Genomic DNA, 21622 nt, shown 5'->3' on the forward strand with positions numbered 1-21622 from the left:
AACAGTCGATTCAAGGCTAAAAAGTAAACAAGTCTATCAGTGTAAGATCAGTTCCTGAAACAAGTAATTCTACAGCCTCAACGCCGTGCTAAACGGCACAAAATGCTTGGCTAAAATTTGCGAGGAACGAGCACAGCCAAGCTTTTTGTGTCCGCCCTTTAAGCGCTTTGTTAAGTTACTAATACTCTAAGCAATATACGCCTGCTTCACTAGCCCATTTTTTAATTTCAGATATGACACTATCATTTTGAATGTAATAAACATTCGTGTAATCCCAACTTTCAAAATACACTGCTTTAAATTCGGGTAGAACTAATTTGCAGAATTTATCTGATGAATCGTTATCACCTGCTGGCTGTAAGTAATCCAACATAGCTTCTTGAGAGCCAAATTTTCTGAAGCATGGGTAACACTTATCCCATTTACCTTTGAATTTGAAATTAAGCACTTCAGTATTTGCTGCCATTACTTTAGCAAAACTGTACAAAGCCTCATTTCTCTGCAAATGCTCTTCTCTTGAAGGGTAATCATTTTGAAACTCTTCACGAGTTAACCAATGATCAAAAACCGACACTGCTATTCTATTATAGTGAGATGAATCTTCGGCGCCGTAAATTTTAAATAGTTCTGGGAAATTGGAGTTAAGCTCCTTTTGCCTATATTTACTTAGATTTATAAATTTACGCACGTCCTATCCTAGTAACTTAACATGTTTATAGCGAGCTAATTGCGTGTTTTTCAACCACAATGTAGCTCGTTTTACTTATTAGATTACTTTTAACAAACTTGTTAACTAATTGCCAGTGTTATTAAAATTTAGGAGTTATCGCTTTTACCTCAGGATAAAGACGAGCGATTGGGTCGTTTTCATGACTATAGGAGCAACTCATTAGAACTGGACATAAAATCTTCACTGAAAAGTAGTATTCTAATGTCCAAAGCTCGCTCTTTTGAAGCATTCGCCTAAGCACATTTTGGGGCATAAACGAGTTATAACTAAATGTCCGTTGTCTGTCATAGCAAGAGGTTTAAACCCAATTATCATCAATCAGGTTTAAACCCCTTAGCCTCTTCAAGCTCTTTTTCTAACTCTAAAATCGGTAGCCCAAGGTGTTTACGTTGTTCGATATGGTTGCTCAACATGGCAATACCAGCTTTGAGCATCCATGGTTTGGGTTCGCTGCCACCGCTTAACTGTAAAGCGGTGAGCAGCGCAAAGTTGTTTTTATCCATTTGGTTTGGCTGGGGCGATAGACTTGTCTAAACAACGTGGTTCGATAGCTTGTTTAGGCGAGCAACTAACATGGCCTAGCACATAACCGAGTGTGACTAACCCAATAACAGCAAGCTGTTTCATTGCTAAATTCATAACTTAAACTCCATTTGCTGTTCACGGTAAGCGTCGCTTACTTCATACGCGTTGTACTCATGTAGAATTTTGTTTATACACTGGCGCGTAATTTTAAAGCGCTTTACCAGCTCTTGAATGGTGGTGCCTTTGGCCACTTCGTTTACAATGGTTTGGTTACGTACTTGTGCCAGTACTTTGTTGAGCATGGGCACTTGGTATTGCTGCTCTGCATAGCGTGATAATGCCATGCACATATCCATACCAAACACCTTTACAAACTCACACGTTGGCGTGGGGTGCTTGGGAATATAAAACACCTGACCGCCCTGCTCAGTGAGTACGCCAATGGCTTTTTCAACACCCAACACATCTACAAATGCACGAATGCCCGCAGGTAACGCTCTTAAGTCGACTTTTAGTTCACTCATGACATTTAGCTCACTCATCGACTAGGCCCTCTATGCTATACGCCCTTTCAATGGCCTGTTCTTCTAGCATTGCTTCGACTGTTCTTCGCTGGCGACACCGCACCACGTCTTTAGCACTTGGCTTTCTATAGCCTTGGTTTTCACTGAACATTGCTCGGTTCGGGTTTATGGTAATACGAAGCTGATTAAATTAAGCTTTTTGTCACCACCACTGCCGTTACGAATAAATTAAACTCCTGCTAGTGATTGGGCTATTGGTTTGGTTATTAATGATAGAGATTTTTTGCGATACAAATATTATGTTAAGTTTACTGTGGTTCTATATTTTAAGGCATTTTCTCTTCTACCACTCCTCTCGCTTTTTAATAGGGTTATTAGATTATTTGACGTTATACATATCAACAACTGCGCACTCACTTCTATTTCACGATCACTAAGTAGCCAGATTTATTTCACATATGAAACATTGAATTTAATTTAAAAAAATTTAATCATAGGGACTAAAAATAATTGGCTGATGTCAGACTCATCATCCGTTTGATTTCACTCATATAAAATTTGGATTGCTTTGTTATATTATGAACATTAAATATATTTTTATTAGCATCATATCAGTACTTTCTTTGTCGATATGCTCTCACTTTTTTGCTATTGGCCAAAACTTAACTTGGATTGGATTCACCCAGCCGCAGGAGTTTATTTTATTATTGTTAAGGTTACTGTTTTTATCACTCATCGTTGAGCGTATTGTCGAATTGTATGTCATAGCTTACCGACAACCTGGAAAAATTAAACTCGTAAATAGAATTGATAATGGCAATAAAGGTGAACGAATTGAAGCGACAGAATTATTAGCTAGCTACCGGGCAGAAACAACAAAACAAGCTGGCATTGTAGGGTTTTTAATAGGTTTAACCATGGGGCTAGTTGGAATACGCATTTTTTCAGATGTATTTTCTTTTTCTGGGATCCCTACACTACAGCTCATTTTGTTCAATGCATTTGAATTATTTACGATGGGTGCGCTAATGGCCGGTGGGTCAAAAGGAATTAATAAAATAGTTAGCGGTATTGAAGCTTTTGCAAGTATAGGAAAACGCAAGTCTGCGCATTCTGATTGAGCATTACCAGCTCTTTCGTGATGAAATATATGGTCATTTACATTATGTTAAAATGACCATGAACTTTAATTGGCAACGCTAAGGGTGAAATTACTTTCCAATTTTTTTAAATTTTAATGGGCCTTTTTTTCCATCTGAGCTGTAATAGCCAACTAACTGCTTACCGTCATTTGAAAGTGCCAAAGTATGAGTGCCTTCTGTAGTCCAACCAGGAATAGCTTGAGTCACCTTAACCTTATATTCTATCGTATTTCCTGAGCGACTTCCGATACCATACTCAACTAGGGGAAGACCTTTAAACTCTACGTAATGGGTTATATATATAGCGTCTTTATCTTGGGATACAATCATGTGTCCATTTTTAAAATGTTCATTATTTACATCCTCCCAAAGGCCATTAATATTTTTTGTCTGTGCTGCAGAAACAGAAAACACAGCTAGAAAAGTACTCACAAATAACAAGGTTAATGAATTGTATTTTTTCATTGCTAACTCCATAGCATAAGTATTCCAATAGATTGTGAGACAATGTAGCGTTTAATGAGCTTTATTTCAATTGAGAACGATTACAATATATTTAAAACACTTGCGGTCTTTGTTTATAACTGGATAGTTTCTGAAAGCATTGAAAATAAAAAACGAAATTTGTGATTAATAATATATAAAAATTATTATCGTAGCTATTAATTCAATATTTAAAAACCATAGATATAAAAATCCCCACAACTGTGGGGATTTAATGAGAATCGGTCATTATTGAAAACGTGACAAAGTAGACCTTAGCTCATTGCCATCATCATTTTGGCAGGATTTTCTAAGTAGGCTTTCCATAAGTTATTAAAGCGTGCGATTGTACCACCATCTATTACACGGTGATCGCCAGACCAGCTAACTTGCATTATTGAGCGTGATACGACATTACCTTGCTCATCGAAGCGCGGCAAATGTTGTAATTTACCCAGTGCAACAATGGCGACTTCTGGTTTATTAATGATAGGCGTTGCGGTTGTGCCACCAATTGCACCAATGTTTGAAATTGAAATCGTGCCACCTTTTAAATCATTTGGTGAGACTCGCCCTTCTCTTGCGGCATTGGTTAAACGAGTTACTTCTTGAGCAACATCAACAATTGATTTATTTTGGCACTGTTTAATGTTCGGGACTAATAAGCCCAGTTTAGAATCAACCGCCATGCCAATATTATGATCATCAAAATATGTTAGTTCAGTACAAGCATCATTCACTTGTGAGTTAACAATTGGAAACGCTTTAATTGCTAAAGACAATGCCTTAATGAAAAATGGCATCATGGTTAGCTTTATACCGTCTTTTGCATATTGCTCTTTCAGATCTTTCCGTAGAGCGATTATGTCAGTTAAATCAATTTCATCACTAAATGTAAAGTGCGGGATCGTTGAAACGGATGCGACCATTTGTTTCGCCATAGCCGCTTTCATGCCTCGAATTGGTTCAACGCGTGTGCTGTTTCCTATGATTTCAACTGATTTATTTACAATATCAGTTTGCGTGTCGACCTTGTGATTCGATGTATTTACTGGTGCTTGCTCAGTATTACCTGATACAAAGCGAGCTATATCTTCTTTATAAACCCGTCCATTTTTACCCGAGCCTGGCACTAGATTAATATCTAGGTCTCTTTCTTTTGCTAACCTTCTTACCGCAGGAGATGCAATCGCTTTGCCATTTGCAGCGAGTTGTGTTTTTACTGGCTCAGCAGCAGTTTTTATGTTTTCTGTTGGGGTCTGTGAAGTGACACTTTGACTTGAAGTTCCACCACTGTTACCTGCTAAACGCATTTGAAATAACGGGCTATGTACCTGTGCAATCTCACCTTTTTGGTAATAGAGCTTTTCAACAATTCCATCATATTTAGCCGGTATTTGGACCAGTGCTTTGTCAGTCATAACATCGCACACAGCTTGATCTTCTTTAATCTCATCCCCTTGTGCAACAAGCCATTCGACAATTTCACATTCAACAATTCCTTCACCGATATCAGGTAAAATAAAATCTTCAAAATGTGTTGCTGAATTTACATTATCTTGCGTGTTATTTGCCGGAGAATCATTGACTGACTCCACGCCAGCAACTTCCATTGCAAAAAGTGGCTCATGTACCTTAGCGATTTCACCTTTAGCATAATGTAACGTTGTTATCACGCCATCATGTACAGCAGGAATTTGAACAAGTGCTTTATCTGTCATAACATCACAAATTGGCTGATCTTCTTTCACTTCATCACCGACAGCAACAAGCCATTCGACAACTTCGCACTCCACAATACCTTCACCAATATCAGGTAAAATAAATTCTTTAGCCATGACTACTCCTTAAAACTCTACAGACTTTTTAATTGCAGCAAATACTTTAAGCGCATCTGGCACATATTCTTTTTCTAACGCTAATGGATATGGCGTGTCGAGACCACACACTCTAGCGATAGGTGATTCTAAGTGTAAAAAACATGTTTCTTGAATCGTGGCTGCTATTTCCGCACCAAAGCCATTTGTTATTGGTGCTTCATGACTAATAATGAGTCTGCCCGTTTTCACAACAGACTTAGCTATTGTGTCAACATCCCACGGTAGAATGCTACGCAAGTCAATGATCTCACAACTAACCCCTGCTTCTTCTGCCTTTTGAGCTGCTTGCTCGATGATCTCCATTTGGGCTCCCCATGCTAAAAGAGTGACGTCTGTACCCTCTTTTACCACTTCAGCCTTGCCGATTTCGATACTATAGTCTTCTTCAGGCACCTCACCAATCGACGCACGATACAAACGTTTGGGCTCAAAGAAAATAACGGGGTTATCGTCTTGAATACATGCACGCAACAAACCTTTTGCTTGGTATGGATTACGTGGCACAACCAGTTTTAATCCTGGAGTATGGGCGAAATATGCTTCAGGTGATTGTGAATGATATAACCCTCCTGCGATACCACCACCATATGGTGTACGAATGGTCAAATTACCTACATCGAATTCATTGCCACTGCGGTAGCGGAACTTGGCAGATTCATTGACGATTTGGTCAAATGCAGGGAAGATGTAATCAGCAAATTGGATCTCAGCTAATGCCGGTGCACCAAAAGCGGCCAAACCATTAGCAAAACCTAAGATACCCTGTTCCGTCAGTGGTGTATTGAAAACACGGTGTTTACCATACTTCTCTTGTAAACCTGAAGTGGCTCTGAAAACGCCACCAAAATGACCTACATCTTCACCAAAAATACACGCTTGGTTATGTTCAGCCATTGTAATATCGAGTGCCGAGTTAATGGCGTGTAACATGTTCATTTTAGCCATTATTTAATTCTCCCTGCGGTCACTGGATATGCTTCTGGATGTTGTTTTATGTGCTCTTTAAGTTCTTCGTATTGTTTTTGCAAAGCCGGTATCGGTTGGTCATATACATCTGATACTAACTCTTCGAGTGCTGGCTTTTGAATTTTTTCTGCTACTTTTAATGCTGCTAAAATATCTTCTCTGATCTTATCTTTTTCAGCTTCATCTTCTTGTTCATTTAGCCACCCTTGTTTTAATAGCCATTTCTTGTAACGTTCAATTGGGCAACTATCTTTAAATTCGGCTTCTTCTTCTTTACTACGATACCCAGATGGATCATCAGATGTTGAATGGGCACCTAAACGATAAGCGATAGACTCAATTAAAATGGGTTCACCATTTTCAACAGCCATTTTTCTAGCAGCTTGCGTTGCTGCAAACACTGCTAATGCATCACCGCCGTCCACTCGAATCGTTTTTATGCCGTAACCTACGCCGCGAGAGGCAATCCCGTCGCCTTTAAACTGCTCGTCGGCTGGGGTCGAAATTGCATAACCGTTGTTTCTTGCAAAGAATAATACCGGCGCCTCATGCACTGCGGCCATATTCAAACCTGCATGAAAGTCACCTTCAGACGCGGCGCCTTCGCCAAAATAACAAATGGTCAAATTATCAATTTCAGAACTAAGTTCACCGGTTTTAGGATCAATGTGTTTTAGTTTCTGTCCATAGGCATACCCTGTCGCTTGTGGGATTTGGGTACCTAAAGGCGATGAAATAGTTAGGTAGTGTAATTCATTTGAACCGTAATGAACGGGCATTTGACGCCCTTTACCCAAGTCTTTTTCGTTAGAGAAAAGCTGGTTCATAAACTGTTCTAGAGTGAAACCTCGGTATGCCAATGCTGCTTGTTCACGATACTGGGCCATGATCATGTCTTCTGGCTTAAGCGCAGCTGCACTTGCTGTAATTGCAGCTTCTTCTCCTAAGCACTGCATATAAAAACTCACTCGCCCTTGGCGCTGTGCAGCTTGCATACGCTCATCTAATAAACGAATAAAGCGCATGGTCGAATATAGGTTTAAAGCAGTTTCTTGATCGATATCAGGGGCTGTTGCGCCTTCCAATATCTCTCCATTTTCACCAAGTATTGTCAGTGTTGGAATATTTAGGGCATGGCTATCAATAAACTTCAGCGCATGACTGATATTTAGCGATATGTTATTGGGGTTAGTCATAACCTACCTTCTCTTGTTGTCGAAACACATTTGCAAACTATGAGACACCAATTTTTGAGCTTTGGAATATCTACACATTCGCGTTATTTCTTATACGAATAATCTGTGCGACAAATGCAAATTGATTAAATTAAAGCGACCTTCACTTTACGTTAACGTAAAGGGTTATTCAACTGATAGTAGGTGAATAACCCTTAATTTGCATTATATAAGTTGGAAAGTTTTCAATACGGAAACAAAAAACCTTTTATAACAATGAATTAAATGAATTTTTCATTTATTTCCATTGGAATAACAGTTAACAGTGCACGTTGACCTAGTGCAACTTTGGCATTTGGAAAGATTATAGCCTCACCCTCGACTTCCGCAAAATACTGTGTATCACCATCTGTAGCCAATAAAGCATTTTTAGAAAAACCCGTGAAATTCACTGCGCTGTCAGGGAATGGGAAAGAAAATTCATCATGTGTTCGGTTTATTGTTCGATGAACTTGAAACAACTCAAAATCCTGCGCATTAAAATCTCGATATTTCACTTCCTCTTGGCTAATTAATGCGGTCAATGTATCTTTGGTTTTTGCAAATCTAGCCATGTCATTTTCACCGAATGGTTTTACTTGCCCAAGTTCGACGGTAAAGGCATCGGCACCAAATTGAAATGACGAAAAATAACTAAAGGTTGTTGCTGCAGAACGCATTGTTAATACCGTATTTACGCCACAAGACAGTAAAAACTGTAATTGTTGTTTTTTCCATGGTTTGCCATGCAAATATGGATAGACCGCAAACTTTTCATTTTTAGATCCACGAATTGCCGTGTGCAAATCGTAATGGCAGCGGTAACGCCCTTCTTCTACACTGGTAAAGAAGTCAGTCACATAGGTTTCTAATTTTGCTGCTCGAACGCGCTCTGGGTTTGTGATCTCTCCCTTTGCATGTTCACCATTAAAGAGTCGATTTAAGTTTTCTTCAACAAATCGGTTAGCGATATTAATTGATTTCGGGTTACCATAAATAAACAATACTCGCTGTTTTAGTATGAGTTCGCCCTTTATGATCGATTGAATTAACTGATCGCATATTTCGATGGGCGCTGTTTCATTACCATGTACCGCACTTGATAGAACAATATCCTTTAAGGTGTTGCCTTGGGGAGTAAACTGAATAACGCCTGTATCAAGTACTTCAACTAATGTGCCGTTATCCAGCGTGAAATTGCTAGCCGGTAAGTCGAATTCATTTTCACGTGTTAGGGTTAAAAAATCCCCAGTTTTTTTTAATGCTTCAAGGTACATACAGCCACCTGTTATAATAATGTGAGAGTAAATACCCTTAATTAACCCGACTACAATGACGTCTGTCTGCTTATTTAAGGATACAAAAAAGCCATGCATCACGCATGGCTTCAAATAAAAATAAGTTAGCTAATAACAGAATCAACTAACTCTTTTGCTTCTTGCTCAAGCTGAGCCAGATGTGCTTCACCTTTAAATGATTCAAGGTAGATTTTATATATATCTTCGGTACCTGAGGGGCGTGCAGCAAACCAGCCAAACTCAGTCACAACCTTTAAACCACCAATTGAGGCATTATTGCCAGGTGCGCGAGTTAAAATCTGGGTGATTTTATCACCGGCCAATATGTTCGCTGTTACGTCGCTTTCACTCAGGGCTTTCAGCCTATCTTTTTGAGCTGTGTCAGCTGGTGCGTCTATCCTTTTATATAGTGGTGCGCCAAACTTGGCCTCTAACTCTTTATATCGCTGCGAAGGGGTTTTGCCAGTCACAGCCAATATTTCCGCTGCCAATAAACCAAGGATAAACCCATCCTTGTCGGTATTCCAAACGTCACCATTCAAACGCAAGAAAGACGCCCCGGCGCTTTCTTCCCCGCCAAACGCCAACCATTGCTTATTGAGCCCCTTAACAAACCACTTAAACCCAACAGGTACTTCATATACTTCATGATTATTGGCTTGCACTACTTTATCAATCATGCCTGAAGACACTAATGTCTTACCGATTTTAACGTCGCTTGGCCAGTCTCTGTGGTTTAATAAATAATCAATGGCAACGGCTAAAAAGTGATTTGGATTCATCAACCCATCTTTGGTTACAATGCCGTGACGGTCATAGTCTGGGTCGTTACCTATGCCAATGTCAAAATCATCTTTAATAGCGATTAAATTAGCCATTGCAAAAGGAGATGAGCAATCCATACGAATTTTGCCATCTTTATCCAGTGGCATGAATCCAAATGCTGGGTCGACAACATCATTGACTACGGTTAGATTTAGGTCATATTTTTTAGCTATAATTGGCCAAAAGTTGATGCCAGACCCCCCAAGTGGGTCAACCCCAATGGTTATACCTGCAGCAGCAATTGCCTTTAAGTCTATAATGTTCTCTAAGTCATCAATATACGGTGTCATTAAATCTTCGTATTTAATAAAGCCAGAACGTTTTGCTTTAGCATACGGGAATAGCTCTACTTCAACGAGATCTTCAATGAGTAATTGATTTGCTCTGTCTTCAATCCATTTCGTGACATCAGTATCAGCGGGCCCCCCATTCGGTGGGTTATATTTAAAGCCACCATCTTGGGGTGGATTATGTGACGGCGTGACTACAATCCCATCGGCTAACTCATTAGGGTGAGATTTATTGTAGGTGACAATCGCGTGGCTGATCACAGGTGTAGGCGTATAGTCATCGTTATCTTGTGTAATAACTTGCACTTCGTTTGCGACTAATACTTCTATAGCAGAATTGAAGGCAGCTTCAGATAGTGCATGGGTATCTTTACCTAAAAATAATGGGCCAAAAATATTATGCGCTTTACGGTGGTCACAAATAGCCTGCGTTATCGCTAAAATATGCGATTCATTGAATTTGACATTGTAAGAGCACCCTCGATGCCCTGAAGTACCAAAAGCCACACACTGTTCTGGATTTTGCTCTAGATCGGGTTCATTCAAATAATATGCAGACATCAATTTAGGGATGTTAACTAACTCTGATTGCGCAGCTTTTTTTCCTGCACCGGGATGAATTGCCATTAAGATTTCCTTATAGGTAGTCTCGGATAGTTTCAGCTTGTGCTTCATTATAACCTAGGCCAAGTGCAACCTCGTGAAGCATCATTTTTTTACGAGTTGTGTTTGAGTTGGTCATCACCCAATATTCACTGTCCAGAATATTTTTTGGGTTCATACTACTACCACTTTCAAGCAACGCTTCTTTGCTTGTCGCAAAGTAAATTCGATCTCGGCCTTTGATATCAAGTACTTTTTTAAACGCTGTTTTATGTGTACGATGTAAGGCACATAAAATAAACAAAAACCTGCCAACAACACCTTTTTGCATAGCAAGCTCTTCTTTATTTAAAATATTGAATACGTTAGCTGAAGATTCTGACACTTTAGTGACTGTGTCTTCGACCGCCACTTCAGTCGCTACTGGTTCCGCGTCATCTTCCGTAATCGATTGAATACTATTATCAGGAGTCAAATTTAATAAACGACGTAAGATTTGCGAGGCACTCTCACCAATACTTTGAGTGTTACTGGCAATATATTGATAAAGCTCGTCATCTATTTCTATTTTTTTCATGCTTTTCCTGTCATTACTGGTATTAATGCATCTAAAAATGATTATATCCTGATTTCACAGATTACTCTACGGCTTTGCATTTATGTCTTTGACTGGCACAATTAGCACAGATACATTGGAGAAAATATGTTACTAAACTATAAGCAAACAGGAACAGGTCCTAACCTAATTTTGATGCATGGCCTGTTTGGCTCACTAGAGAACCTCAATATAATCGCAAAAGCCTTGTCTGAACACTTTACGGTGGTCAATGTTGACTTGCGTAATCACGGGCAATCATTTCATGATAACCAGATGAACTATGACGTCATGGCAAACGATATCGTTGAATTAATGCACCACCTTGGCATAGAGAAAGCGCATGTTGTAGGCCACTCTATGGGTGGCAAGGTTGCCATGCAGTTCGCGACCCTATATAAAGAAAAAGTCACAAAACTTGTGGTGCTCGATATTGCACCTGTTACTTATCAACCCCGCCATAACGAAATTATTAACGGCCTTAATAAAGTTTCTCTACATCCACACGTCGTTAGTAGAAAACAAGCAGATGAAATTCTATCCGAGCACGTAGAAATGGCGGGGGTTCGTCAATTTTTATTGAAAAGTTTGGCCAAGAATCCAAACGGCAATTTTAGTTGGAAATTTAATTTACCTGTTATCTCTGCAAACTATCAGAGTATCATTTCTAACATAAAAGCTTATGCAGGCAATTCATGCGATGCATTATTTATCAAGGGAAATAACTCTGATTACATTCTTGCTGAGCATCGCGAGGCAATTGTGGCCATATTTCCCAACGCAACTGCTAAAGTTATTCATGGTACTGGCCATTGGCTACATGCAGAAAAACCACTGCCTGTAAATAATTCAATTATTGATTTTCTTCAATAATTGTTCGGTTTTTGTTGTACCGCTCTTAATTTATCTTTATTGAGTATGGTATAGTAGCCGCCGTTTAAGTTTTCAGTTGGGTGCATATGGTCAGCCAGTATATTAATGAATTTGAAACCTTAGGACTGTATTTCGCTTTAGCGGGTATTTTCTTTTTTATCGGAATGGCAATTCAAGACGTTTTAAAAAAAGGTGATGTGCCCAAGTTTGGTCGATATACTGTGTGGTTAGTATTGTTTCTAGGCTGCTCTGGTTTTATTGCTAAAGGGCTAATTCAAGTCTTTTGGCAAGGCGCAGGTGTTGGATAAAAATGGCCAAATCTGAAACAGACAGAACAACGATTGATTTGTTTGAAAATGAAAAGCGACCAGGAAGACCAAAAACTAACCCACTCCCCAGAGAGGTTCAGTTGAAAGTCAATAAGCGCAATCAAATAAAAAGAGATCGCGCCAGAGGTTTAAAACGTGTTGAATTTAAGGTTTCGTCAGAGCTTTACCAAGCATTGAGCGATATGGCTGATGAGCAAAACATTAGCCGCAGTGCTCTGATAGAGACCATCTTGCAAGAGAAATTAGCGAATAACAGATAGAAGGTAAGTATTTAATGGCAAGCGTAGGTATATTTTTCGGCAGTGACACCGGTAACACAGAACATGTTGCTAAAATGATTCAAAAAGAGCTGGGTAAGCAGCTCATTGACGTCAAAGACATTGCAAAAAGTAGTAAAGAAGAAATTGCTGAATTCGATTTAATTTTGTTTGGCATCCCTACTTGGTATTATGGTGAAGCACAATGTGACTGGGATGATTTCTTTCCAGAACTTGAAGAAGTCGACTTTGAAGGTAAACTAGTCGCGATTTTCGGTTGTGGTGATCAAGAAGATTACGCTGAGTACTTCTTAGATGCTATGGGTATGATCAACGACATTGTGACCGAGCGTGGCGCGATTGTTGTTGGACATTGGGCAACTGCGGGTTACCAATTTGAAGCATCTAAGGCCATGGCTGATGACAATCACTTTGTTGGCTTAGGGATTGATGAAGATCGTCAACCAGAATTGACAGAACAACGTGTAAAAGCATGGTGTAAGCAAGTATATGATGAAATGTGTCTTTCAGAGCTTGAAGACTAAATAAAAGACTACTTTGCACTTCACGCTTTAGCGCGTTATTCTTAAGTCAAAGCAGCGTCGTGCGAATGACTTAAGACAAAACTATAATTAATTGAGACAGAGTGAATGACTGATCACAACTTAGAGTTAAAAAAAGCAGGTTTAAAAGTAACATTACCAAGAATAAAAATTCTTGAAATATTACAATCACCTGACAACCAACACATCAGTGCTGAAGATGTGTACAAGATTTTACTCGATAAAGGTGAAGAAATTGGTTTAGCAACAGTATACCGTGTACTAAACCAATTTGATGATGCTGGCATTGTTACACGTCACCATTTTGAAGGTGGAAAGTCTGTTTTTGAATTATCAGGTAGCACTCATCATGACCACTTAGTATGTTTAAAATGTGGTAAAGTTGTTGAGTTTGAGGATGAGATGATTGAATCTCGTCAAATACAAATTGCTAACGAAAATGGCATACGTTTGACTAATCACTCGTTGTATTTATATGGTGAATGTGAAGACACGGAAGCGTGCAAAAAGTATGCGGATGAAAACGGCAACTAACATTGTGCATTTTTAAAACCGGCTACCTAGCCGGTTTTTTCATGCATTTTTTTCGCTTTCCTGTTGGCTCTTTAAGTTATAGATGCCACTTGCTTCAAAGTAATCAACGATTTAACTTTCACTCTTTCCTCCCTTTTTATTGCTAAGCCAGATTAAACACTAGTATCTACTGGATATTTAAACAGTCTAAGTTACAATACCTACCTTAGTCATAAAGGATAATTGCAATGTACAAGCTTTTTGAGCGTTTCACTGACCCATTTCCTCAATCCAATGTAGCTCAGCCGCCAAAGTCACTTTTTTCATTTTGTCGTTTTTATACCAAGGGTATGGAGTGGCCGCTAGGTATTATGTCTTTGAGCGCAGCTTTGTTAGCAATACTCGAAGTGGCTTTGTTCGGCTTTATGGGAGACTTAGTTGACTGGCTATCACATTACACACCAGATACGCTCTTTATTGAAAAAAAATCAGAGCTCGTTTTCATGGCCATAGTCACGGTTATTGCCTTGCCTCTCATTACTTTTTTTCACTCAGCAATTATCCATCAAAGCTTGCTGGGTAACTACCCTATGTCTATTCGCTGGCAAGCTCACCGATATTTGTTACAGCAAAGCATGGCTTTTTATCAAGATGAATTCGCTGGTCGAATTTCAACGAAAGTAATGCAGACAGCCCTAGCCGTGAGGGAAACTGTAATGAAGTTACTTGATGTTCTGGTTTATATTCTTGTTTATTTCACCGCGATGCTCACCCTTGTCGCGAGTTCTGACCCCCGACTGATGGTTCCTTTAGTACTGTGGTTATTTTTGTACATTGCGGTTCAGTTGTACTTTATTCCTAGGTTGAAGAATATTTCAACTGAGCAAGCCAACGCGCGTTCAGAAATGACAGGTCGTATCGTCGACAGCTATACTAATATTTCTACTGTTAAGTTGTTTTCTTATACACAAAGGGAAGAACAGTATGCAAAAGAAAGTATGGAAGTATTTATTGAACCGGTATACAAACAAATGCGCCTTGTAACCAGTTTGAATGTCTGTGTTCAAACTGTTAACTATTTATTGGTATTTACCGTTGCCGCCGTCGCAATCTATTTATGGTCATATAGTGCAATAACCGCAGGCGCTATTGCGATTACAATTGGTTTAGCATTGCGGTTAAATGGGATGGCTCAATGGATAATGTGGGAAATAAGTGGTTTATTTGAAAACATTGGTACCGTAACCGACGGAATCTCCAGCCTTTCTCAAGAGCTCGATGTCACAGATAAACCAAACGCACCTCAACTGGAATATCAGGCTGGAAAAATAACCTTCAAAAATATCCAGTTTGCCTATAAACGCAAAGATAAATCCAAAGAACATAGTGTTATAAATAACCTCAACTTAACAATTCAACCCGGTGAGAAAATTGGCGTAGTTGGCCGCTCAGGGGCCGGAAAGTCAACACTTGTCAATTTATTGCTGAGGTTTTATGACCTAAACAGTGGTGCAATAACGATAGACGACCAAAATATTTCAGATGTGAAACAAGAGAGTTTACGCCAGCTTATTGCAATGGTTACGCAAGATACGTCTTTATTGCACCGCAGCATCGCAGATAATATCTTGTATGGTAAACCGACAGCAAGCGAAGAAGAATTAATCACCGCTACAAAAAAAGCACAGGCATTTGACTTTATAAAAGATTTAGAAGATAGCCACGGCAACACAGGCTTTAATGCACAAGTTGGTGAACGCGGGATCAAGTTATCTGGGGGGCAGCGTCAGCGCATCGCCATCGCAAGAGTGTTACTAAAGAATGCGCCAATCCTTATTTTAGACGAGGCTACGTCTGCCCTTGATTCAGAGGTTGAGTCTGCAATTCAAGATAGTTTAGATGACTTAATGACCAATAAAACGGTTATCGCTATCGCCCACCGGTTATCAACTATTGCACAAATGGATCGCCTCATTGTAATGGAACAAGGAGAAATTATTGAACAAGGATCACACGAGGTACTATTAAAACAAAATGGTGTTTACGCCAAATTATGGGCTCATCAAACTGGGGGCTTTATTGGGTTGGAGTGACCCCATAACAAAAGATCCGGCATGCTTGGTCAACTAATTCATCAAGCGCTGCTTCATTAAGTGGCGCTTTCCAACTAATTGTTTGCTCCCAATAGCTCAACTTTTTAAGTCCTCCCCAAAAAAAGCCTGCCGCAAATTCTGGACTAAATTCACCTAAGCACTGGGTATCTGCCGCATCTTGAAACCATTGCAACATTGATTTTTCACAATTTAAAAAGCGCCCTTTCAAACTTTCTGCGCGCTCTTTTGAGCGCATAGATTCAATCATGACGATTCTCGACAAAGTAAGATAATCTTCATCATTCAATAGCGCTAGAGCACTAATTGCCAAATGTTTTAGCTGTGATTCAAATTGGTAGTTCGGAATAAATTGAATCGCAGTCAATGGGGTGATCCGCTCAATTAATTGCGAAACTACGGTGTCAAACAAGGCGTCCTTAGTCGGGAAGTGTTTATATAAGGTTCGCTTTGAAACTTTTGCTTCGCTACTAATCGCTTCCATTGTCGTTGCTGATAAACCAAATTGGGCAAATTGCGCAATTGCCGCTTTTAAAATATCTTGCTGTTTGATGGAGTAATCCGGCATAAGTTACAAATATAAATAATTGGTGGGCCACATTTTAATAAAAAATAGCACAAATAAATAGTACACGATACCGTTTACCTTATATAGCAAAAAGTATACACTTGTGTTTACTTGCATAAAAGTCACCCTAATTTCTTTACATTATGTCGTATTGGGTATGAAATGAACTGTGCAAGGTAGTCTATTTGAGTTGTCAATCGCCCTGACCCACTATATTGCCAACTCGTGATAACACTTATGTCTATAAATTTACTTATAAACATAAAATAGGATTTGGAGTGTTTATGTATCCCCCACTTAACAGTCGTTTAAAAAAAATTTCCGTGTTAATAGCATCTTTTACGCTATTAACCGCATGCCAAGATATGCCTGAAGCACAATCAGCAGGCGGTATGCCACCCGCTCAGGTAAGTGTAGAGCCTGTATCAAGGACATCGGTACCAATCATAATTAAATTGCCTGCAACCCTCGCTGGTAACAAAGAGGTTGAGATCCGTGCTCGCGTGTCGGGTATCGTTGAATCTCGTAATTTCGAAGAAGGACAGAAAGTATCTGCGGGTCAGTCCCTATTTACCTTAGACTTAGAGCCCTTTACATTGGAAGTAGAGAAAGCTCAAGCTGAAGTCAATGTGGCGGTTGCAACCGTAAAACAAGCAAAACGAGAACGCGACCGATTACAAAAGCTCAAAAATGAGCGTTCAGTATCAAAACGAGATTTCGATAATGCTGCATCAAACTATGATATCGCAGTGGCGAACCTCGCTTCCTCCAAGGTTGCTTTGAATGAATCAAAGTTAGACTTGGAATACGCACACGTAAAGGCGCCTGTTTCTGGCATGATCGGCCGTGAGTTAGTCTCTGAAGGAAGCTATGTATCAGGCCCTGAACTGTTGTTAACCGAGTTGACCGAAACTGACACTATGCGTGTACGATTTGGCTTTTCTGAGCGCGAACAACTTCAAATGCGTAAAGATGTTGAGAATGGCAACTTAAGCTTACCCAAAAATAATGAATTCGATACAAAATTGATTCTTCAGGACGGGTCCACTCACGAGAGTATGGGCAAAGTAAACTTTAGTGATGTTCGCGTTAATCGGTATACCGGAACAAGTGAGCTCCAAGCCAAAGTTGAAAACTCCACGGGTCAGCTACGACCAGGGCAATTTGTTCGTGTAGAGCTTATTGGCGCCGTGCGAAACAATGCAGTACTTTTGCCACAACGAGCCGTACTTGATAATGGCACAGGTAAGTTTGTTTATGTTGCCACAGAAAATGAACAAGGGATTATGGTCGCACTACCAGCACCTGTCGAGGTGGGTGAATGGGTACATTTAGACGATAAGAACTATTGGGTAATTCGAAGCGGATTAACCGATGGTCAGCCTGTCATCACGGAAGGGTTCGCGCGTATCTTCTTTCCTGGAATGCCTATCGCAATAGCTGATAAAGGAGAGTAACACGATGTTCTCTCGCTATTTTATAGACCGACCAATATTTGCTTTTGTGATCTCTATTGTCATTGTCTTAGCTGGGCTTGCGGCAATGCGGAGTTTGCCCGTAGCACAGTACCCTGAAATTGCCCCTCCTGTTGTACAAGTGACTGCAGCGTACCCAGGCGCTTCTGCTGATGTATTAGAGCAAACGGTTGCAGCGCCAATAGAAAATGCCATCACCGGTGTTGAAGGTATGATGTACATGAGTTCGACTAGCACAAGCTCAGGAGCAACCACAATTGCTGTTACATTTGAAATCGGCACTGACGTTGACCAAGCTGCGGTAGACGTAAACAACAGAGTGAAACAGGTTGAGGCTCGACTACCAGAAGAAACCCGACGCCAAGGCGTTCAGGTAACGAAAGGTTCATCTAGCTTTTTACAAGTTCATGCGTTTTATTCACCTGACAATACTCGAACCAGTTTATGGACTTCTAACTATGTCACCATGAACATTCTTGATCGTATTAAACGGATCCCTGGCACCACCAGCGTGCAAATTTTTGGCGCCAAAGATTATGCGATGCGCGTATGGTTAAGACCCGATATTATGAGTCAGCTAGCTGTTACCGTTGAAGAGGTTGCATCCGCTATCCGAGAGCAAAACTCACAATATGCAGCTGGTAAGATAGGCGCAACCCCGACCTCAGTGCATGCTCAAGAACTTGTCTATAGTGTGACGGCACAAGGCAGGCTTTCAACACCAGAAGAGTTTGACGATATCATCATTCGTGCTAACCCAGATGGATCAAATCTACGACTAAAAGACATTGCCCGTGTTGAGTTAGGCTCTAAAGATTATGACTTTGCCGGAACAATCAACGGAAAAGAAGCGGTGTTACTTGGGATATTTTTACAACCTGGCGCTAACGCATTAGATGTTGCTGCTCAGGTAAATAGCACAATTGAAGAGTTAAAAACACAATTCCCCATAGGGCTAGCTCATGTTACGTCATACGACACAACACGTTTTGTAGAAGTGTCTATTCGCGAAGTGATTATCACCTTAATGGAAGCCATGGTTTTGGTATTCTTAGTGGTCTATTTATTTTTGCAAAACTGGCGAGCAACACTGATCCCAACATTAGCCGTGCCGGTATCTTTACTAGGTACATTTGCAGGCATGTATATGCTTGGCTACTCAATAAACACCCTCACATTATTCGGTATGGTGTTATCTATTGGTATTGTTGTCGATGATGCGATAGTGGTACTTGAAAATGTTGAACGTATTATGCACGAACAAAAAGCCTCCGCTCGTGATGCTGCAATACAGGCTATGAAAGAAGTCAGTGGCCCCGTAATCGCGATTGTACTTGTGTTATGTTCTGTGTTCGTGCCCATCGCGTTTTTGGGCGGTTTAACGGGCGAATTGTTCCGTCAGTTTGCCATTACAATTTCAATCGCGGTGGGCTTATCTGGTGTGGTCGCGTTAACAATGACCCCCGCTTTATGTGTGCTTATTTTAAAACAAGAACACAAACAAACTGCGCGATTTTTCTTGTGGTTTAATGCGTGGTTTACCCGTATTACTGGTAAATACGTCGGTGCTGTGAGCTTTATGGTCCGTCGCGGGTTACTTGGGTTCATTTTAGTTGCAGCAATGATCGCTTCAACCGCAACCCTTTGGAAAAGTACACCCGGTTCTCTAGTGCCTGATGAAGATCAAGGTTACTATGTATCTGCTATTTTCCTACCTGATGGTTCTTCACTTGAGCGTACAGCTAAAGTCGTTGAAGAAGTTATTGCTGCAGTTCAATCTAACCCTGCCAATGAAAATGTTGTCGCTTTTACTGGATTTGACTTCATCGGCGGCGGTTATAAAAACAGCGCTGCGACCCTATTCGTCACTCAAAAACACTGGGACGACCGAGAAATTGACACAAAGTCACTCGTTGGTGAGCTTTATATGAAAACGGCGCATATTAACGAAGCGTTAGTACTGGCATTTAACCCTCCGCCAATATTCGGACTAGGCAGTACCGGTGGGTTTGAAGTGTATCTACAAAATAAAGGTGCTGGCGGCCATGAGAAACTTAAACAGAATATGCAACTGGTAATGGCTGAAGCACAAAAAAGCCCAGTGTTAGCAAGTTTGCAAACCCTGTGGCGACCTAATGCGCCTCAGCTCAAAGTACATATGGACCGAGAACAAGCCCGTGCTATGGGTGTTAACATCAATAGTGCATTCACCGCTTTGGGAGCTAACTTAGGAACGTACTATGTAAACGACTTCAATAAATTTGGTCGCGCTTGGCAAGTGCTGCTTTCAGCCGAAGCTGAGTTTAGGATGACCCCTGAAGATGTAGGTCGTATATACGTGAAAAACAATCAAGGTGATATGGTTCCTATTTCCGCGTTTACACGTATTGAGTATAGCCGAGGACCTGAGAACCTAGAACGATATAACAACCTATCTGCAGTAAAGCTACTGGGTGAAGCCGCCCCGGGATACAGTTCAGGCCAAGCTATAGCTGAAATGGAACGTATAGCCAAAGCTGTACTCCCACCCGATATGACTTACGACTGGACAGGTTCGGCCTATCAAGAAAAGCAAAGCTCTGGCACTACAGGTTTAGCGCTGGGCCTTGCTGTTATAATGGTATTTTTAATATTAGCAGCCTTGTATGAACGTTGGTCTTTGCCCTTATCGGTATTACTTGCGTTACCATTTGGTACATTTGGTGCGTTGATCTCTGTATGGATAGCGGGTTTAACCAATGATGTATACTTTCAAATTGGCCTCGTTACGTTACTTGGTTTGGCAAGTAAAAATGCTATTTTGATTGTTGAATATGCGCTTATGAAATATCAACAGGGTTGGAGTGCCAGTGCTGCTGCGCTTGAAGCTGCAAGGCTACGTTTTAGACCGATTATTATGACATCATTGGCATTTATACTTGGGGTGGTACCGCTCGTTTTGAGCTCCGGTGCTGGCGCGGGTGCTCGACACAGTGTTGGTACCGGTGTTATGGGTGGCATGATTGCAGCCACATTCTTAGCTATTTTCTTTGTCCCATTATTCTTCTTTTGGTTAACAAATAGAAAGTTAACTGAGAAAAGAAGCAAACAGGAACTTGCTGAAGAAATCGCCCAGCAACATAAAAAGGAACAAGTTGACACCGAAGAAGGGCTTGCATAACCGAAACACGTTAATAAAACGCCAACTACAAAGTTGGCGTTTTTGCTTATAAGCCGTTAAGATTAAATAAAAAGTCAGTAACAGATTAATATATGAGCAGTAGCCTACAAAATACTTTTGATGAATACTTTCAAGTAGAAGACAGTAATCAGGTTAACTTATTTGTTGTCCAAAATAGCGATGTGCCACAAACACAGGCAGAATTAGAAAAGAACATCCCCGCACTATTTAAACTCGCTAATGAAATCAATGAACTAGATAGTAACGCATTAAGACCTTTACGGAATTTGGGGGATGTGGCAACGGAGCTTGCGTCATTTTTACAAGCCCAGTCTCGAAAAATCGATCTGATAATGAGCCATATACTGGCAACAGAGCAACCTGACGAAGACAATGTATATTGTGATAGTTATGGTGGTGGTGGATTGAAAGTAACCTTGGCGGAGAAGATATCTATAGGGACTCAATTACGAACAAAACTGTTTTTAAATCACGAAGCCAGCGCTATTTACTGCTACACACAGGTTATTGCTGTAGAACGGCTCTCTAGTGAAAAGCTGCAACACACGTTAGGCTTTACCCAAATTCGTGATGCTGACCAAGAGTTAGTGGTTCGCGCAAGTTTACATGCCCAGACCCGACAACTAAAAAAGCGTCAATTAGCACAGAATAAAGAACAAAATAGCTGACACCAAACA

General features: G+C 40.4%; 23 protein-coding genes. 10 read left to right on the forward strand and 13 right to left on the reverse strand.

The window, feature by feature from the left end; translation table 11 throughout:
* Nucleotides 1-178: 178 nt before the first annotated feature.
* The 5 genes from J8L98_RS23460 to J8L98_RS23480 form a co-directional block, all read right to left on the reverse strand.
* Entirely contained in the window at nt 179-688 is a 510-nt protein-coding gene (locus tag J8L98_RS23460; RefSeq protein ID WP_210998477.1) for a hypothetical protein, read from the reverse strand.
* 356 nt (nt 689-1044) lie between these two features.
* Nucleotides 1045-1233, reverse strand: a complete 189-nt coding sequence (locus J8L98_RS23465; RefSeq protein ID WP_210998478.1) for a hypothetical protein — start codon at nt 1231-1233, stop codon at nt 1045-1047.
* Entirely contained in the window at nt 1226-1369 is a 144-nt protein-coding gene (locus tag J8L98_RS23470; protein ID WP_210998479.1) for a hypothetical protein, read from the reverse strand. Before J8L98_RS23470 ends, J8L98_RS23465 begins: the two co-directional genes overlap by 8 nt.
* A complete protein-coding gene (locus J8L98_RS23475; RefSeq protein WP_247682680.1) occupies nt 1366-1797 on the reverse strand; it encodes a helix-turn-helix domain-containing protein in 432 nt (143 codons plus the stop codon). Before J8L98_RS23475 ends, J8L98_RS23470 begins: the two co-directional genes overlap by 4 nt.
* Nucleotides 1790-1930: a hypothetical protein gene (locus tag J8L98_RS23480; protein WP_210998480.1), complete on the reverse strand. Its 141-nt coding sequence runs from the start codon at nt 1928-1930 to the stop codon at nt 1790-1792. The genes J8L98_RS23475 and J8L98_RS23480 overlap by 8 nt, the downstream gene beginning before the upstream one ends.
* 427 nt (nt 1931-2357) lie before the next feature.
* Here J8L98_RS23480 and J8L98_RS23485 point away from each other — a divergent pair, with 427 nt between their 5' ends.
* Nucleotides 2358-2900, forward strand: coding sequence for a hypothetical protein (locus J8L98_RS23485; protein WP_210998481.1), 543 nt, complete (start codon nt 2358-2360; stop codon nt 2898-2900).
* 90 nt (nt 2901-2990) lie between these two features.
* Here the strand turns inward: J8L98_RS23485 and J8L98_RS23490 are convergent, their stop codons facing one another.
* The 7 genes from J8L98_RS23490 to seqA form a co-directional block, all read right to left on the reverse strand.
* Entirely contained in the window at nt 2991-3386 is a 396-nt protein-coding gene (locus J8L98_RS23490) for a hypothetical protein (RefSeq protein ID WP_210998482.1), read from the reverse strand.
* A 293-nt stretch (nt 3387-3679) separates the two neighbouring features.
* Nucleotides 3680-5242: a dihydrolipoyllysine-residue acetyltransferase gene (locus J8L98_RS23495; protein ID WP_210998483.1), complete on the reverse strand. Its 1563-nt coding sequence runs from the start codon at nt 5240-5242 to the stop codon at nt 3680-3682.
* A gap of 9 nt (nt 5243-5251) precedes the next feature.
* Nucleotides 5252-6229 carry a transketolase C-terminal domain-containing protein gene (locus J8L98_RS23500; RefSeq protein WP_192507574.1) on the reverse strand — a complete coding sequence of 326 codons (978 nt, stop codon included), beginning with the start codon at nt 6227-6229 and terminating at the stop codon, nt 5252-5254.
* Nucleotides 6229-7446: a thiamine pyrophosphate-dependent dehydrogenase E1 component subunit alpha gene (locus J8L98_RS23505; protein WP_192507575.1), complete on the reverse strand. Its 1218-nt coding sequence runs from the start codon at nt 7444-7446 to the stop codon at nt 6229-6231. The genes J8L98_RS23500 and J8L98_RS23505 overlap by 1 nt, the downstream gene beginning before the upstream one ends.
* A 260-nt stretch (nt 7447-7706) precedes the next feature.
* Nucleotides 7707-8741 (reverse strand): succinylglutamate desuccinylase, encoded by a 1035-nt coding sequence (astE, locus tag J8L98_RS23510; RefSeq protein WP_210998484.1) that lies wholly within the window; start codon nt 8739-8741, stop codon nt 7707-7709.
* 125 nt (nt 8742-8866) lie between these two features.
* The gene (pgm, locus tag J8L98_RS23515) at nt 8867-10504 is read right to left on the reverse strand and encodes a phosphoglucomutase (alpha-D-glucose-1,6-bisphosphate-dependent) (protein ID WP_210998485.1); all 1638 of its coding nucleotides are present in this window, start codon (nt 10502-10504) and stop codon (nt 8867-8869) included.
* A gap of 10 nt (nt 10505-10514) precedes the next feature.
* On the reverse strand, nt 10515-11057 hold the full coding sequence (seqA, locus tag J8L98_RS23520; RefSeq protein WP_192507578.1) for a replication initiation negative regulator SeqA: 543 nt from the start codon (nt 11055-11057) through the stop codon (nt 10515-10517).
* A 126-nt stretch (nt 11058-11183) separates the two neighbouring features.
* On the opposite strand from seqA, the gene J8L98_RS23525 reads away from it, so the two are divergent.
* The 6 genes from J8L98_RS23525 to J8L98_RS23550 all read left to right on the forward strand — a co-directional run bounded on the left by J8L98_RS23525 (nt 11184) and on the right by J8L98_RS23550 (nt 15703).
* Nucleotides 11184-11948 carry an alpha/beta fold hydrolase gene (locus tag J8L98_RS23525; RefSeq protein ID WP_210998486.1) on the forward strand — a complete coding sequence of 255 codons (765 nt, stop codon included), beginning with the start codon at nt 11184-11186 and terminating at the stop codon, nt 11946-11948.
* Nucleotides 11949-12034: 86 nt separating this feature from the next.
* Complete coding sequence (locus tag J8L98_RS23530) at nt 12035-12256, forward strand: DUF2788 domain-containing protein (protein WP_192507580.1); 222 nt, start codon at nt 12035-12037, stop codon at nt 12254-12256.
* Nucleotides 12257-12258: 2 nt separating this feature from the next.
* A complete protein-coding gene (ybfE, locus tag J8L98_RS23535; RefSeq protein WP_010363446.1) occupies nt 12259-12537 on the forward strand; it encodes a LexA regulated protein in 279 nt (92 codons plus the stop codon).
* Nucleotides 12538-12551: 14 nt separating this feature from the next.
* Nucleotides 12552-13079 (forward strand): flavodoxin FldA, encoded by a 528-nt coding sequence (gene fldA, locus J8L98_RS23540; RefSeq protein WP_210998487.1) that lies wholly within the window; start codon nt 12552-12554, stop codon nt 13077-13079.
* Between the two features lie 105 nt (nt 13080-13184).
* Nucleotides 13185-13631 carry a ferric iron uptake transcriptional regulator gene (fur, locus tag J8L98_RS23545; protein ID WP_210998488.1) on the forward strand — a complete coding sequence of 149 codons (447 nt, stop codon included), beginning with the start codon at nt 13185-13187 and terminating at the stop codon, nt 13629-13631.
* Between the two features lie 227 nt (nt 13632-13858).
* Nucleotides 13859-15703: an ABC transporter ATP-binding protein gene (locus tag J8L98_RS23550; protein ID WP_210998489.1), complete on the forward strand. Its 1845-nt coding sequence runs from the start codon at nt 13859-13861 to the stop codon at nt 15701-15703.
* On the opposite strand, the gene J8L98_RS23555 is transcribed toward J8L98_RS23550, so the two are convergent.
* The gene (locus tag J8L98_RS23555) at nt 15687-16289 is read right to left on the reverse strand and encodes a TetR/AcrR family transcriptional regulator (protein WP_210998490.1); all 603 of its coding nucleotides are present in this window, start codon (nt 16287-16289) and stop codon (nt 15687-15689) included. The two genes, J8L98_RS23550 and J8L98_RS23555, sit on opposite strands and share 17 nt — an antisense overlap.
* Before the next feature lie 284 nt (nt 16290-16573).
* On the opposite strand from J8L98_RS23555, the gene J8L98_RS23560 reads away from it, so the two are divergent.
* The 3 genes from J8L98_RS23560 to J8L98_RS23570 all read left to right on the forward strand — a co-directional run bounded on the left by J8L98_RS23560 (nt 16574) and on the right by J8L98_RS23570 (nt 21613).
* A complete protein-coding gene (locus tag J8L98_RS23560; protein WP_210998491.1) occupies nt 16574-17746 on the forward strand; it encodes an efflux RND transporter periplasmic adaptor subunit in 1173 nt (390 codons plus the stop codon).
* Nucleotides 17747-17750: 4 nt separating this feature from the next.
* Nucleotides 17751-20924 carry a multidrug efflux RND transporter permease subunit gene (locus J8L98_RS23565; RefSeq protein WP_210998492.1) on the forward strand — a complete coding sequence of 1058 codons (3174 nt, stop codon included), beginning with the start codon at nt 17751-17753 and terminating at the stop codon, nt 20922-20924.
* A 92-nt stretch (nt 20925-21016) separates the two neighbouring features.
* Nucleotides 21017-21613 carry a PilZ domain-containing protein gene (locus J8L98_RS23570; protein ID WP_210998493.1) on the forward strand — a complete coding sequence of 199 codons (597 nt, stop codon included), beginning with the start codon at nt 21017-21019 and terminating at the stop codon, nt 21611-21613.
* Nucleotides 21614-21622 lie beyond the last annotated feature (9 nt).

The organism is Pseudoalteromonas sp. MMG013 (assembly GCF_018100885.1).
GTDB lineage: Bacteria > Pseudomonadota > Gammaproteobacteria > Enterobacterales > Alteromonadaceae > Pseudoalteromonas > Pseudoalteromonas aurantia.